The following is a 14076-nucleotide window of genomic DNA, read 5'->3' on the forward strand; positions in this document are numbered from 1 at the left end:
GATGGATTTTTTCACCGTCGCGGAGGCGGCGGGCATGGCGCGGTGGGAGCCGGAACGACCCGCGGCGAAATCGTTACGGCTGCTTCCTTCCGGATCTGACCGGGTTGGCGACGGCAACGTCCGCCCGACTCCCGGGCGGGCATATGGGCGAAGCGGGGCGCGGGCGCAAGATCATGCCGGATTCCATCATCGTCACTGGCGCCATCCCCCGCTTTGCCCCGCCCTTTCTACCGCGTGAAGCGAAAGCGGTCGCGGATGCGGCGGTTGAAGAACCCGCCCTTCGACGTCGACCGCCGCATCGCCTCGACCAGCGGCGCGGGCACGTCGTGATAGCTGTAGCGACGTCCGCTGACGAACTCGACGTCCAGCCGGTGCGCGGCGGCGTCATAGGCGAAATGGCGGATCACGCTTGACGGCATGGAAGGGGAACGCGCCGGCCGGGCCAACGCTCCCCACCGGCTTGCATCCGCAGGGCCGGGCTGCGATGTCTCGCCGATGCCCGATCTCGACGCCTTCATCACCGGCCTGCCCAAGGCGGAGCTTCACCTCCATATCGAGGGCAGCCTGGAGCCGGAGCTGATGTTCGCGCTGGCGCGGCGCAACGGCATCGCCATTCCCTACGACTCGGTCGATGCGGTCCGCGCCGCCTATCAATTCTCCAACCTTCAGGATTTCCTCGACATCTATTACGCCGGCGCCGACGTGCTGCGTACGCAGGAGGATTTCCGCGACCTGGCCGTCGCCTATTTCGATCGCGCCGCCGCCGACGGGGTGGTTCATGCCGAGATCTTCTTCGATCCGCAGACCCACACCGCGCGCGGCATCCCGTTCGCCACGGTGATCGAGGGGCTGTTCGATGGCATGGCGGAAGCGGAGGCGCGGCATGGGCTGACGTCCCAGCTGATCCTGTGCTTCCTGCGCCACCTGCCGGAGGAGGACGCCTTCGCCACGCTGGCGGAGGCTGAGCCGTGGCTCGACCGCCTCGCCGGCGTCGGGCTCGATTCGTCGGAGGTCGGCCATCCCCCATCCAAGTTCGAGCGCGTGTTCGCCGCCGCCGCCGCTAAGGGATTGAAGCGGGTGGCCCATGCCGGGGAGGAAGGACCGCCCGACTATGTCCGCGAGGCGCTTGACCTGCTCCACATCGACCGGCTCGACCACGGCAACCGCAGCCTGGAGGACAACGTCCTGACCGCCCGGCTGGCACGGGAGGCGATGACGCTCACCGTGTGCCCGCTGTCCAACGTCAAGCTGTGCAACGTCGCGGCGATCGAGGATCATCCGATCGACACGATGCTGGCCAAGGGGCTGCGCGCGACGATCAATTCCGACGATCCGGCCTATTTCGGCGGCTATATCGCGGAAAACTATCGGGCGGCGGCGCGCGGACGCAACCTCGATCGCGCGCAGCTGGCGACGCTGGCGCGCAACAGTTTCCTGGGATCGTTCCTGCCCGACGATGCCATCGCGCGGCATCTGGAGCGCCTCGACGCGTATTGCGCCACCGCCTGATGCCCACCTTCACTCCATTCCCCCACGATGAATTCGTCGCCGCGGTCCGCGCGCTGGCGGCGGACATCGCGAGTGACGGCTGGGCGCCGCAGCTGCTGGTCGGGGTCGGGCGCGGCGGACTGGCGCCGGCGGTGTTCCTCAGCCACGCCACCGGCCTGCCGATGGTGTCGATCGATTTCTCCACCCCCATCCCCGAATTCAACACCGCGCTGATCGCCGCGCTGGCGCAGCGCACCCGCGACGGCGAACGGCTGGTGTTCATCGAGGATATCAACGATTCCGGCCGCACCATCGCCGCGATCCGGGCGCAGATGGCGGCGGCGGGCGCGGTCGTGGCCAACAGCCGCTTCGCCGTGCTGATCGACAATGCGGTGTCGATCGAGCGGATCGACTATCGTTTCCGCACGATCGACCGCACCCGCGACAAGGACTGGTTCGTGTTCCCGTGGGAGGCGATGGCGCCGGACCAGGCGCTGATCGACGACGCGGGCGCGGTGCCCGAACGGATCGCATGAACCGGAACGATATTCAGCGCACGGTCAGCCGGTATTTGTTACACGATATCAGAGCCTTCGCCCGCTGAACCTTAAAGGCGTTCGAATCGTTCGGAATTTCGGCCCCCTCGCGATTCGGGGCGGCCGATCGTGTGGAGATAAAAATGTCCCGTTTCCCTCACCTGCGTCCCCGCAAGGGCATGATGTTCGCGCTCGCCGGCGCGGCATTGCTGTCGGCCTGTTCGACGGCGACCACCTATCATCCGGCGACCGGCAGCGGCTATGCGCGCACCGGCTTCAGCGACCAGCAGATCGAGCAGGACCGTTTTCGCGTGACCTTCTCGGGCAACAGCTACACCTCGCGTGAGACGGTGGAGCGTTACCTGCTGTTCCGCGCGGCGGAGCTGACGCTGCAAAGCGGCAACGACTATTTCATCATGGCCGACCGCGACACCGACAAGCAGACCCGCACCTATGCCACCCCCAGCTTTGGCGGCTATTCGGGCTTCGGCTATTGGGGCCCGGCGTGGCGCTATCGCGGCCGCGGCTTCGGCTGGCGTTCGTGGGATCCGTTCTGGGGCGACCCGTTCTGGGATCGTTCGGTCGATATCAACACCGTCGAACGCTATGAGGCGACCGCCGAGATCGTCGTCGGCAAGGGGCCGAAGCCGACCAACAACGTCCGCGCCTTTGACGCGCGCGCGGTGACCGAACGGCTGGGGCCGACGGTCAGGCTGCCCGACCAGAAGTAACCGCCGCCTTCCTCAGGGGACCAGGAAGGAAGCCAAAAAAGGGGGCCGGGGCGCGAAAGCGCTCCGGTCCTTTGTTTTTTGGGAAAACTCCCGCCCCGTTCGCCCTGAGCTTGTCGAAGGGCCGTCCTTTTTCTTCGAGCCAAGAAGGACGGTGCTTCGACAAGCTCAGCACGAACGGGAATGGGTTGGCGCCCTTACAGCGCCCCGTGGCAATATTTATACTTGTTCCCCGATCCGCACGGGCACGGCGCGTTGCGGCTGACCACGCCCTTCCAGCTTTCCGGGTCCTCGCCGATCTCCTCGCCCTGCGGCCGCGGGATCGACAGCGGCGGCAGCCGGGTCGACACCAGCCCCAGCGATCTGGCGTCCCAGTCGTTGGTGTCGTCCTCGCCGGTGAACGGATCGATATGGCTGGTGATGAAATCGGGCAGCTCGGGCAGATCCGGCGCCGGTTGCAGCCGGAACTGGGCGAACGCCATCGTCCGGGTCACGTCCTCGCGGATCGCGCCCAGCATCCGCTCGAACATCGCGAACGCTTCCTGCTTGTACTCGTTGATCGGCGTCTTCTGCGCATAGGCGCGCAGGTGGACCACCTGGCGCAGCGCGTCGAGCATCGCCAGATGCTCCTTCCAGTGATGGTCGAGATGCTGGAGCAGGATCGACTTCTCCACTCCGGTCCACGTCTCGTCGTCCAGCTCGGCCGCCTTGGCGGCGACATGGGCGTCGGCGGCCTGCCGGACGCGCTCCTCGATGATCTCGGGATCGACCGCGTCCTCCTTCAGCCACTCGTCGATCGGCACATCGATGCCCAGCGTCGCGGAGATCTGTTCCTTCAGCCCGGCGACGTCCCATTGCTCGGGATAGCTGGTCGGCGGGCACGCCTCGCCGACGATCGCGTTGACCGATTCGGCGCGCATGTCGGTGACGACGTCGTCGATCGTGTCGGCGTCCATGATGTCGGCGCGCTGTTCATAGATCACCTTGCGCTGGTCGTTCATCACGTCGTCGTATTCGACCACCTGCTTGCGGATGTCGTAGTTGCGCGCCTCGACCTTCTTCTGCGCGGTCTCGATCGCCTTGGTCAGCCATTTGGAGCCGATCGCCTCGCCGTCGTCCATGTTCGACCGCATCATCCGCGCAAACAGCGTGTCGGGGCCGAAAATGCGCAGCAGGTCGTCGTCGAGGCTCAGGTAGAACCGGCTCAGCCCCGGATCGCCCTGGCGGCCCGAACGGCCGCGCAGCTGATTGTCGATGCGGCGGCTTTCATGGCGTTCGGTGCCCAGCACGAACAGCCCGCCGGCGGCGAGCACCTGCTCCTTCTCCGCCGCCACCTCGGCCTTGATCCGGGCGATCGCGGCGTCGCGCTCGGGGCCTTCGGGCAGTTCCGCCAGTTCGGCCTCGATCCGGAACTCGACGTTGCCGCCCAGCTGGATGTCGGTGCCGCGTCCGGCCATGTTGGTGGCGATGGTGACGGCGCCCAGCCGCCCCGCCTGCGCGACGATGCCCGCCTCCAGCTCGTGGAAGCGCGCGTTCAACACCTTGTGCTCGACCTTCTCCTGCTGAAGGAATTCCGACAGCAGCTCGGATTTCTCGATCGACACGGTGCCGACCAGCACGGGCTGGCCCTTTTCGGCGTGCTCGCGGATCTTCTTGGCGATCGCCCGGAACTTGTCGGGCGTATCCTTGTAGAACTCGTCCTCCTCGTCGATGCGCTGGACGCCGACGTTGGTGGGGATGGTCACCACGTTCATCTTGTAGATGTCGAAGAATTCCGCCGCCTCGGTCGCGGCGGTGCCGGTCATGCCCGACAGCTTCGGGTACATGCGGAAATAATTCTGGAAGGTGATCGACGCCAGCGTCTGGTTCTCCGGCTCGATGTTGACCCCTTCCTTGGCCTCCACCGCCTGGTGCAGCCCGTCCGACCAGCGGCGCCCGTCCATCATCCGGCCGGTGAACTCGTCGATGATGACGACCTTCTCGTCCTTGACGATGTAGTCGGTGTCGCGCTTGAACATCATGTTGGCGCGCAGCGACTGGTTGAGGTGGTGCACCACCTGCGTGTTCTCGAAATCATACAGGTTGGCGCCCTGGAGCAGCCCGGCCGCCTCCAGCATCCGCTCGGCCTTTTCGGTGCCGTCCTCGGTCAGGATGATCGACTTCTGCTTCTCGTCCTTCTCGTAATCCTCGGGCGTGAGCTGCTTCACGACGATGTCGACGCTGCGATACAGGTCGGACTTGTCGTCGGTCGGGCCGGAAATGATCAGCGGGGTGCGCGCCTCGTCGATCAGGATCGAATCGACCTCGTCGACGATGCCGAAGTTGAACGCGCGCTGCACCATCGCCTCGCGGTCGTACTTCATGTTGTCGCGCAGATAGTCGAAGCCGAACTCGTTGTTGGTGCCATAGGTGATGTCGGAGTGATAGGCCTCGCGCCGCTCGCTCTCGCTCAGGTTCGGCACGATCACGCCGACCGTCAGCCCCAGGAAGCGATAGATCTGCCCCATCCACTCGGCGTCGCGCCGCGCCAGATAGTCGTTGACGGTGACGACGTGGACGCCGTCGCCCGGCAGCGCGTTGAGGTAGGTCGCCAGCGTCGCGACCAGCGTCTTGCCCTCGCCGGTGCGCATCTCGGCGATCTCGCCGCGGTGGAGCACCATGCCGCCGATCATCTGGACGTCGAAATGGCGCATCCCCAGCACGCGGACACCCGCCTCACGCACGGTGGCGAAGGCTTCGGGCAACAGGCTGTCGAGCTTTTCGCCGGCCGCCAGCCGCTCACGGAACTTCGCCGTCTGCCCGGCCAGTTCCTCGTCCGACAGCGCCTGCATCGCGGCTTCGAAGCCGTTGATCTTGTCGACCGTGCCGCGCAGCGACTTGACGTAACGATCGTTGGACGACCCGAACAGGGTCTTGGCAATACCGCCGAGCATGAGCGTGAACCTTTGAAAATCATGGAGCGGCGCCCGGCAAAGGGCGCGCGCGGATATCGGGTGGGGAAAAACGGGGCGCGAATGGACGCCCGCGCGCGCTATTCGCGCCGACGCTCCGGCGTGATGCGGGCGGCGGGGATCAACGGGCGCGCGGTCAGCGCCAGCGGCGCCGGGGCGACATAGCCGTCAGGGCGCGGCGCGACCGGCGCGGCGCGGACCAGCGCCAGTGCCTTCACCGCCGCGCTGCGATTGCCGACAAACGTGATCCCCGCGACCTGCGCGGCGACCACCGCCTCCGGCGCGCGCACCACCGCCGTCCGGACGGTGCCGGTGATGCTGCAGATCAGCGCGCTGAGGAGAAGGAACAGTTCCATGGCGGTATCAGTGCGCCGACATAGGTAGACGGCGGGGCAAGGTCCATAGTTTTCGCGGTCATCGCACCGTCGTGATGACCGTGGTCTTGCGGCGGATCACCACGTCGACCGGCCGTCCCTTGCGCACCTGCCCGCGAGAAACCTTGGTCCCGGTCGCGAATCCGGCGCACGGATCGCCGACCGCCAACGGCTTGGCCTCTATTACCCGGCAGCTTTTGACGATCCCGGCACCGTCGACGACGACCTCGGTCTCCAGGCTAGTCGGGAGGAGGGTCGATTGAGATATCTCGATCGGCCCGGTCGGCTCCTGCCCCTCGGCAATGTTCCAGCGGATGCCGGGCACCGGAAATCTGGCCGCGACCGGCTCGCCATTCGCGTCACGCGCCGGCTTGAACCGCGCGCGCTTCGATGCGACGCGACACGTCGTCTCATCGAGATCGACCGAACCGCTGCTCTGCGTGATCCGACAACCGCTAACGCTCCCGTCCGCAGCGACATCCAGTTCGATCCCGACGCGGCCCGATACGCCGGCGCGCCGCGCTTCCGGCGGATAATCGAAGTTATTGAACCACGCGCCGGGACTGCCCTCCGGCACGGGTGGATGCGCCGCCTGAGCCTGCACGAGCAGGAGAATGAGTGCGGTGGATATCATGGCCTCCCCCTATTCCTCCAGCCGCCACCGCACGCCGGGCAGTACGACCGTGCTGGCAATCGGCGTACCGGTTGCCGAGCGTGCCGGATTGTAACGCCCGCGCCGCGACGCGAGGGCGCAGGTCGTCGCGTCAAGCGACGCCGACCCGCTCGATCCGGTGACCCGACACGCCCGCACGCGCCCGTCCACGCCGATGTCGAGCGCGATCACCACGCGCCCCTCTTCGCCGTGGCGGCGTGCCTCCGCGGGATAGTCGTCGTTGGAGAACCACAGGCCCGGGCTTTCCGCGGGCGTCGCCTGGCTTCCGCCAGCGGGCAACGCGGACGGTCGCGGCAACGGGCGATCGATCCGCCGCGCCATTGGCACGGTTTCACCTTTTGCCCTTGCCGCGCGCGGCGCCACCTCGCGGGCCAGACCGCTATCGAAATTGTCGCGGGCGATTCGATAGAAGATCACGCCTTCGACAAGGAGCAGCACGCACAGAAGCACGATGGTGATCGTTTTGACCGAGTTGCCATCGCCCACCAGCACGCTAACACCCGCTTCGACCCCGCCTCAAGCCTATCATGGAATCGCCGCGTGTCATCCACCCGCTCCCCGCTCGCCCCCGCAACAATCCTCGAACCGGCGGCGATCGCCGGGGTCACCGCGCGGATCGCGCGGGCGCGCTACAAGGCGTGGGATCGCTGCGACCTGACCTTCGTCACATTGGATGAGGGGACGGCGGTGGCCGGGGTCACTACGCAGAGCCGCTGCCCCTCGCCCGAGGTCGAATGGTGCCGCAGCGCGCTGGTGCTCGGCCGCGCGCGCGCGCTGGTGGTCAATGCCGGCAATTCCAACGCCTTCACCGGCAATCGCGGCCGCGCCGCGGTTGAGGCGATCGCCGCGCGCACCGCCCAGCACCTCGGCTGCGCGCCGTCGGACGTGTTCGTCGCCTCGACCGGAGTGATCGGTGTGCCGCTGCCGATCGACAAGGCGGAGGCCGGGCTCGACGCCGCCTATGCCGCCCAGCCCTGTTCGTGGGTGGAGGCTGCCGAAACGATCATGACCACCGATACCTTCGCCAAGGTGGCGGAGGCGCACGCGGCCATCGGCGGGCGCGCGGTGCGGCTGGTCGGCATCATCAAGGGTTCGGGGATGATCGCGCCGGACATGGCGACGATGCTCGGCTTCATCTTCACCGACGCGGCGGTCGATGCGGCGTTCCTGCAATCGGCGCTGGCGGCGGCCAACCGGCGCACCTTCTCGTGCATCACCGTCGACAGCGACACGTCGACCAGCGACACCGTGCTCGCCTTCGCCACCGGCGCGGCCGGCAATCCGCCGCTGGCCAGTACCGACGACGACGGCGCCGACAGCTTCGTCGCCGCGCTGTCCGAACTGTGCATGGCGCTGGCGCAACAGGTGGTGCGCGACGGTGAAGGCGCGTCGAAGCTGATCGAGATCACCGTCGATGGCGCCGAAAGCGACCGTTCCGCCCATGTCATCGCGATGAGCATCGCCAATTCGCCGCTGGTCAAGACGGCGATCGCCGGCGAGGACGCCAACTGGGGCCGCGTGGTGATGGCGGTCGGCAAGGCCGGCGAACCCGCCGAGCGCGACAGGCTGGCGATCCGCTTCGGCGCGACCCAGGTGGCGAAGGACGGGCTGGCGGTGGAGGGCTATGACGAGGCGCCGGTGGCGGCGCACCTGAAGGGCCAGGAGATCACGATCGGCGTCGACCTCGGGCTGGGCGAAGGCAAGGCCACGGTGTGGACCTGCGACCTGACGCACGGCTACATCAGCATCAACGCGGATTACCGGAGCTGAGAGCGGGCAAAGGCTAGGCCCGTGAGAAAACCACCCCATCCCCGTTCTGGCTGAGCTTGTCGAAACCCTGCACTGTTCCGAAGCAAAGGGCAGCCCTTCGACAAGCTCAGGGCGACGGAGGAGCGAGGAGGAGAGGCGCCCTCGGCTCGCCACTAGTCGATCGAGATCGGTTCGATCGACAGCACGCTGACGACGCGCATGTCGGATACGAAGCTGTTGAAATGCCCATATCCGCACGGCACGATGCCGCTGCCGCGCGTGCGCTTGATACCGGAGAAACGCATGCGATAGGCGCCGAATTGCGGGCGGCTCTCGATGCCGAACGGCTTGCCCCATTCGACCACGTTCATCGTCATCCACACGCTGTCCGGGGCGCGCCGATCGACGTCCGCCGCCGTTTGCGCGCCCTCGAAGAACCGCTGGTTCTCGAACTCGTCGAGGAACACCCCTGCATAGACGCGTTGGGGCGAGACCACCTCATCCGCGCACGGCTGACCCTGCGCCGGCGCCGCAATGGCTACCAGCGCAAGAACCAGCGACAGGGTCACGCCAGCTCACCCTCCAGCCACGCCTTGATCCGCCCCTTCGGCTCGGCGCCGACCTTGGTCGCGACCGGCTGGCCGTTGCGGAACAGGATCATCGTCGGAATGCCGCGCACGCCATAGCTGCCCGGCGTCTCCGGGTTCTCGTCGATGTTGAGCTTGGTGATCGTAACCTGCTCGCCCAGCTCGTCGGACAGCTCCTCCAGGCTCGGGCCGATCATCTTGCACGGGCCGCACCATTCCGCCCAGAAATCGACCAGCACCGCGCCCTCCGCGCCAAGCACGTCGCTCTGGAAGCTGTCGTCGGTGATCGCCTTGGTCGCCATTGTCTCATGTCTCCTTGATTGGCCGGTAATTTATGCACGCTCGGCGCGATGCTCAAGCGTCCGAACGCAAGCTTTGCTCCGTGGCGGGCAATCGTGGCTTGTGCGCCGCGATCTGGGCCGCCGTCAGCGCGACCAGACGCGGCCCGGCGGTGTAGAGCAGCGCCGCCTCCACTGTACGGCCGGGAAAGATCACCGCCAGCGCCGCGGCATAGGCCGCCATCTGCCGCAGATGATGCTCGGGCAGCTCGGCATCCCCGGTCGGCACCCGCCGCCCGGTCTTGAAATCGATCACCCGCACCGCGTCGTCGGTGATCACCAGCCGATCGACCGTGCCCGCCACCACCAGACCGCCGACGGTGGCGGCGATCGGCGCTTCGGCGAGTGAATCAGGACCGAACAGCGCGGCAAAGCGCGGATTGTCGATCACCGCCAGCGCCGCGCCCGCGATCTCCGCGCGCGCCGCCGGCGCCTCGACCCCGCCCGATCGTTCCAGCCACCGCGCGGCCGCCTCCGCGCGGCGTTCGGGCGCCACCGCCGGCAATCGCTCGAACAGCGCATGGAGCAGCCGCCCGCGCTCGGCGGCGGCGCGCATCGCCGGGGTGGGCGGCGGATCGGCCACCGCGTCGTCGCCGATCGCCGACGGCGCGAGCGGACGCGGCGGGCGCGCTTCCTCCGGCGCCGGCCGCCGCGCCCAATCGGGCAACGTGACCGCCGCCCGCGCCGCTACCGGCTGCCGCTCGGCATCCTTGACGGGCGACTGCGGCAGCGTGCCGGCGAACGTCCGTTCGCCCTCGCCCGCGACCGCCAGCGCATCGAGCGCCCGCGCCGCCGCGCCGTACCAGCTATTGGCCGGCGCCTTGCCCTGCTTGCGCGGGCTGAGCGCGCCCGCCACCACCAGCTGCTCCTCGGCGCGCGTCGCCGCGACATAGAACAGCCGCCAATGCTCCTCCAGATCGCGCGCGTCGGCGGCGTCGAGCACCTCGGCGAGCGGCCCGCCGGCGCGCTCCTCCTTGCGCGGCCGGAACACCGGCAGCGCCTCGTCCAGGTCGGCCGGCGTCCATTTGACCAGCGATCGCGGCGCGTCGCCCGGATCGGCGGTGGCGTCGGCCAGGATCACCAGCGGCGCCTGCAATCCCTTCGCCCCGTGCGCGGTCATCACGCGCACCGCGTCGTGCGGCGCGGATGGATCGCGGACGATCTCGACATCGCCGCGATCGAACCAGTCGAGGAACCGCTGCAACGACGGCGTCGCGGTGCTCTCGAACGCCAGCGCGGCGTTCAGCAGTTCCTCGATCGGATCGCGCGCCTCCTCGCCCAGCCGCCGCAGCAGCTTGCGCCGCGCGTCCATCGGCCCGGACAGCAACTCCTCCAGGAACCGGAACGGCGTGGTGAAGTCGGCGCGGGCAAGGATCGCCGCCAGCGGCGCCAGCCGCGCCTCGTCCTGCGTCGCGCGCAGATGTCGCCACAGGCTGCCGCGCTCGCGCACCGCCGCCGCCATCAGGTCATCCTGCGACCAGCCGATCAGCGGCGACACCAGCAGGCTGGCGAGGCTCAGGTCGTCGTCGGGCTGGAGCGCGAAGCGCACCGCCGCCAATAGATCCTGCACCGCCAGCGGCGCGGTCAGCCGCAGCCGGTCGACCCCCGCCACCGGCACCCCCTCGGCATACAGCCGCGCGACGATCAGCGATGCGAGTTGCCCCCGGCTCTTGACCAGGATCATCACGTCCTCGGGCCGCAGCACCCGCCCCTTGCTGTCCAGCCGCAACGTGCCGACCCATCGCTTCACCGCGCGCGCGATCCGGCCGGCGTGCTTGCGGATCGCGTCGTCGATCCAGCCTTCCTCGTCGTCGTCCTCGCCGCCCGCCTCGGTCGGCGTCCACAACGTGACTCGGCCCGGCCCCTTCACCTCGCTGGCGTGGGCCTCGATATCGGTCAGGTCACCCATGCCGGTGCCGGGCAGCGCGCCGATCGCGGCGTCGACAAACTCGAGGATCGGGCGGGTCGAGCGGAAACTGTGGGTCAGCGACAGTGTGTCGAGCGCGCGCGCGTCGGTGGCGAACTCGGGCTCCGCGTGCGACTGGCGGGTGAAATGCGCGTGCGCGGCGGCGAAATAGGCCGGGCTGGTCCCCTGAAAGCCAAAGATCGCCTGCTTGTAGTCGCCGACGGTGAACAGCGTCCGCCGCACGCCCGCGCGCGCGCCCTCCCCGGCGAAGAACTCGTCGGCCAGCGCGCGGACGATCGCCCATTGCTCGGGATTGGTGTCCTGCGCCTCGTCGATCAGCACATGGTCGGTCGCCTGGTCGAGCTTGTAGCGCACCCAGTCGCCCATCCCCGGCCGCCGCAGCAGCGCGACCGTGGCGCGGATCAGATCGTCGAAATCGACCGCGCCCAGCCGCCGCTTCGCCGCGCGATAGACCTCGGCATAGGCACGCCCGGCATCGAGACCGGCGGCGAGCAGATCGGCATAGGCGGCGCGATCGCCCAGCCCGATCAGGCGCAGGCAATCGCCGCCCAGCTCGATCGCCATCTCGGCATAATCGGGGTCGGCGGCGATCAGCTTGGCCGAATATTTGCGCGGCTCCCCGGCGGCGGTCAGGAACACGCCGGCCAGATCGCGCAGCCCGGCGCCGCGTGCCTCGACCGGCGCCGCCAGCCATTGCTCGACGACCGCGGCGTGTCCCTGCCCGGTGGCGGTGCCCCAGGCGATGTTGGCGTCGGCGATGCGGCGCAGCGCGGACAGGTCCAGATCGGCGCACCCCGCCGCCACCGCCTCGGCGATATCGCCCGTCGGCAGATCAAGCGCGCGGCGGACGAACGGCGCCACGCCGTCCCCCATCGGCAGCGCCGCCATCGCATCGGGCGCGCGGGCGCAGGCGATCAGGAACCGCTCGGCGTCGCCCTCGCCCAGCCGCAGGCTGAGCGCGCCGACCGCGTCGACCAGTCGCGTGCGGCCCTCCCGCGCCTCGTCCGCCAGCATCTCGGCCAGCGCCTCGCGCGCCAGCACCGCCTCCTCGCGCGCCTCCAGCGGGCGGAACCCGGCCGACAGCCCGGCCTCGACCGGAAAGCCGGCGAGCAGCGACTGGCAGAAACTGTGGATCGTCTGGATGCGGATGCCGCCGCCCGGCGCGTCGAGCACCCGCGCGAACAGCTTGCGCGCGCGTTCCTGCATCGCCGGCGTCCCGGCCTCGCCCAGCGCTTCCAGGTCGGCGGCCAGCTCGGTCGACGGCATCCGCACCCACGCGGCCAGACGCGCGCCGATCCGCCCGGCCATCTCCGCCGCGCCCGCCTTGGTAAAGGTCAGGCACAGGATCGCCCCCGGATCGACGTCGCGCAGCAGCAGCCGATAGACCCGCGCCGCCAGCACCTGCGTCTTGCCGGTGCCGGCCGATGCCGACAGCCACACATGCGCACCGGGATCGCTCGCCGCGCGCTGATTGCCCTTCAGCGGGGGAAGCCCCCTAGTCGCGGCCATACCACTCGTCCCGCCGCATCAGCTGGTCATATTCGGTATAGGGCGCGAATTCCGGCCGCAGCTTGGCTGTGAACGGCGCGTCGCCGGTCAGCCACTCCCCCGCCGCCGCGACGAAATGATCGCGCGCGAACCCGACGAACTCGTCCACCGGGATCCGCTCGCCACGCCCTTCGACCGGCGACGTCACCTTCCCGAACGCGCGCCCGTCCTTGGCCAGCGACCAATATTCGAAACAGCCCGCCTGCCCCGCGATCCCCTCGAACCCGTTGCGCTCGGCGATCAGCCCCAACAGCCCCAGTTGCAGGCTGAACCCGGCCTTCACCGCCGCCACCGACGGCGCCTTGCCGGTCTTGTAGTCAACAATCCCCAGCGTGCCGTCGCCCATCCGGTCGATCCGGTCGAACGTGCCGCGCAGCTCGACCCCGGCGATCGTTATCGTCCCCTTGCGCTCGACCGCGATCACCCGCCGGCCCTCGTCCGCCATCGCCGTGACCCTGCCAGCGATCCAGTCGACCGCCTCGTATAGCCGCGGCGCCCACAGCGCGCGCATCAGCGGGTGCGCGGCGGCCAGCATCGCCTGTGCGCGCGGGCGCAGCGCCTCGGGCACACAATCGTCCTCCTCGGCCCAGGCGCGCAGCACCGCGTGGACCTCGGTGCCGCGCCACGCCGCGCTGGCATCGGCATCGACCGGGTCGAGCGGCATCAGCCCCAGCATCCGCCGCGCGTAAAAGGCGAAGGGATCGGCCTTCAGCCGGTCGACCTCGGTGACCGAGATTCGCCTGGGCCGGATCGCCGCAGGGGGTGCGGGCGCCGGCCGCGCCGCCGGGGCGAACACCCCCGGATCGTCGAGCGCGCGCGCCCAGCCCGCCAGCGCGTCCGCCGATGCCCAGCCTTCGCCCGCCAGCGCCTGCAACCGCAGCCAGAAGCGCGATGCGATGGTCGGCGATTTGGCGTCGCGCCGCGCGCGGGTCAGCAGCACCTCGGGCGCGCCCAGCCCGCCGGCGAAATCATGCGCGCTCAGCCCGATCCGCGCCTCCAGCCCCGGCAGCCCCAGCTCGGCGCGGATACGCGGCGCCAGCCAGGGGTCGGGCGCCGGCCGGCCCGGCCACACGCCCTCGTTCAGCCCGGCCAGGATCATCACGTCGGCCGACTGCAATCGCGCCTCCAGCAATCCATAGATCGCCAGCCGTGGATGCCCGCCCTGCGGCGGCCGCAC

13 protein-coding genes and 1 other RNA gene are annotated in these 14076 nt (G+C 69.0%); 4 read left to right on the forward strand and 10 right to left on the reverse strand.

Annotated features, from left to right (window positions below):
* Positions 1–38: 38 nt before the first annotated feature.
* Positions 39–136, reverse strand: an RNA gene (ffs, locus tag VNR91_RS08005) — signal recognition particle sRNA small type.
* A 91-nt stretch (positions 137–227) separates the two neighbouring features.
* Positions 228–407, reverse strand: a complete 180-nt coding sequence (locus VNR91_RS08010; RefSeq protein ID WP_325490242.1) for a KTSC domain-containing protein — start codon at positions 405–407, stop codon at positions 228–230.
* Positions 408–495: 88 nt separating this feature from the next.
* Between VNR91_RS08010 and VNR91_RS08015 the strand changes: the two genes are divergently transcribed.
* The 3 genes from VNR91_RS08015 to VNR91_RS08025 all read left to right on the forward strand — a co-directional run bounded on the left by VNR91_RS08015 (position 496) and on the right by VNR91_RS08025 (position 2755).
* A complete protein-coding gene (locus VNR91_RS08015; RefSeq protein WP_325490243.1) occupies positions 496–1509 on the forward strand; it encodes an adenosine deaminase in 1014 nt (337 codons plus the stop codon).
* Positions 1509–2024, forward strand: coding sequence for a phosphoribosyltransferase (locus VNR91_RS08020; protein ID WP_325490244.1), 516 nt, complete (start codon positions 1509–1511; stop codon positions 2022–2024). The genes VNR91_RS08015 and VNR91_RS08020 overlap by 1 nt, the downstream gene beginning before the upstream one ends.
* Before the next feature lie 143 nt (positions 2025–2167).
* The gene (locus VNR91_RS08025) at positions 2168–2755 is read left to right on the forward strand and encodes a CC0125/CC1285 family lipoprotein (RefSeq protein ID WP_325490245.1); all 588 of its coding nucleotides are present in this window, start codon (positions 2168–2170) and stop codon (positions 2753–2755) included.
* Positions 2756–2949: 194 nt separating this feature from the next.
* On the opposite strand, the gene secA is transcribed toward VNR91_RS08025, so the two are convergent.
* The 4 genes from secA to VNR91_RS08045 all read right to left on the reverse strand — a co-directional run bounded on the left by secA (position 2950) and on the right by VNR91_RS08045 (position 7242).
* Entirely contained in the window at positions 2950–5685 is a 2736-nt protein-coding gene (gene secA / locus VNR91_RS08030; protein WP_325490246.1) for a preprotein translocase subunit SecA, read from the reverse strand.
* A gap of 98 nt (positions 5686–5783) precedes the next feature.
* Positions 5784–6059: a hypothetical protein gene (locus VNR91_RS08035; protein WP_325490247.1), complete on the reverse strand. Its 276-nt coding sequence runs from the start codon at positions 6057–6059 to the stop codon at positions 5784–5786.
* A gap of 58 nt (positions 6060–6117) precedes the next feature.
* The gene (locus tag VNR91_RS08040) at positions 6118–6711 is read right to left on the reverse strand and encodes an energy transducer TonB (RefSeq protein WP_325490248.1); all 594 of its coding nucleotides are present in this window, start codon (positions 6709–6711) and stop codon (positions 6118–6120) included.
* 9 nt (positions 6712–6720) lie between these two features.
* Positions 6721–7242 carry an energy transducer TonB gene (locus tag VNR91_RS08045; RefSeq protein ID WP_325490249.1) on the reverse strand — a complete coding sequence of 174 codons (522 nt, stop codon included), beginning with the start codon at positions 7240–7242 and terminating at the stop codon, positions 6721–6723.
* Positions 7243–7290: 48 nt separating this feature from the next.
* Between VNR91_RS08045 and argJ the strand changes: the two genes are divergently transcribed.
* Positions 7291–8520, forward strand: a complete 1230-nt coding sequence (gene argJ, locus VNR91_RS08050; protein ID WP_325490250.1) for a bifunctional glutamate N-acetyltransferase/amino-acid acetyltransferase ArgJ — start codon at positions 7291–7293, stop codon at positions 8518–8520.
* 152 nt (positions 8521–8672) lie between these two features.
* Here argJ and VNR91_RS08055 read toward each other — a convergent pair whose 3' ends face one another.
* From VNR91_RS08055 to VNR91_RS08070, 4 genes are all read right to left on the reverse strand, one after another.
* The gene (locus VNR91_RS08055; protein WP_325490251.1) at positions 8673–9068 is read right to left on the reverse strand and encodes a hypothetical protein; all 396 of its coding nucleotides are present in this window, start codon (positions 9066–9068) and stop codon (positions 8673–8675) included.
* Positions 9065–9388: a thioredoxin TrxA gene (gene trxA, locus VNR91_RS08060; RefSeq protein WP_325490252.1), complete on the reverse strand. Its 324-nt coding sequence runs from the start codon at positions 9386–9388 to the stop codon at positions 9065–9067. Before trxA ends, VNR91_RS08055 begins: the two co-directional genes overlap by 4 nt.
* A gap of 52 nt (positions 9389–9440) precedes the next feature.
* Positions 9441–12860: a double-strand break repair helicase AddA gene (gene addA / locus VNR91_RS08065; protein ID WP_325490253.1), complete on the reverse strand. Its 3420-nt coding sequence runs from the start codon at positions 12858–12860 to the stop codon at positions 9441–9443.
* The coding region (locus VNR91_RS08070) for a PD-(D/E)XK nuclease family protein (protein WP_325490254.1) at positions 12847–14076 on the reverse strand (1230 nt) is incomplete at its 5' end. The genes addA and VNR91_RS08070, both read right to left, overlap by 14 nt.

The sequence above is a fragment of the Sphingomonas sp. genome, assembly GCF_035555815.1.
GTDB lineage: Bacteria > Pseudomonadota > Alphaproteobacteria > Sphingomonadales > Sphingomonadaceae > Sphingomonas.

Excerpts from the sequence above, each read along its gene's own strand:
- VNR91_RS08015 (WP_325490243.1), top strand. The coding sequence starts at position 496 with ATGCCCGATCTCGACGCCTTCATCACCGGCCTGCCCAAGGCGGAGCTT.
- VNR91_RS08020 (WP_325490244.1), top strand. The coding sequence starts at position 1,509 with ATGCCCACCTTCACTCCATTCCCCCACGATGAATTCGTCGCCGCGGTC.
- VNR91_RS08025 (WP_325490245.1), top strand. The coding sequence starts at position 2,168 with ATGTCCCGTTTCCCTCACCTGCGTCCCCGCAAGGGCATGATGTTCGCG.
- secA (WP_325490246.1), bottom strand. The coding sequence starts at position 5,685 with ATGCTCGGCGGTATTGCCAAGACCCTGTTCGGGTCGTCCAACGATCGT.
- VNR91_RS08035 (WP_325490247.1), bottom strand. The coding sequence starts at position 6,059 with ATGGAACTGTTCCTTCTCCTCAGCGCGCTGATCTGCAGCATCACCGGC.
- VNR91_RS08040 (WP_325490248.1), bottom strand. The coding sequence starts at position 6,711 with ATGATATCCACCGCACTCATTCTCCTGCTCGTGCAGGCTCAGGCGGCG.
- trxA (WP_325490252.1), bottom strand. The coding sequence starts at position 9,388 with ATGGCGACCAAGGCGATCACCGACGACAGCTTCCAGAGCGACGTGCTT.
- addA (WP_325490253.1), bottom strand. The coding sequence starts at position 12,860 with ATGGCCGCGACTAGGGGGCTTCCCCCGCTGAAGGGCAATCAGCGCGCG.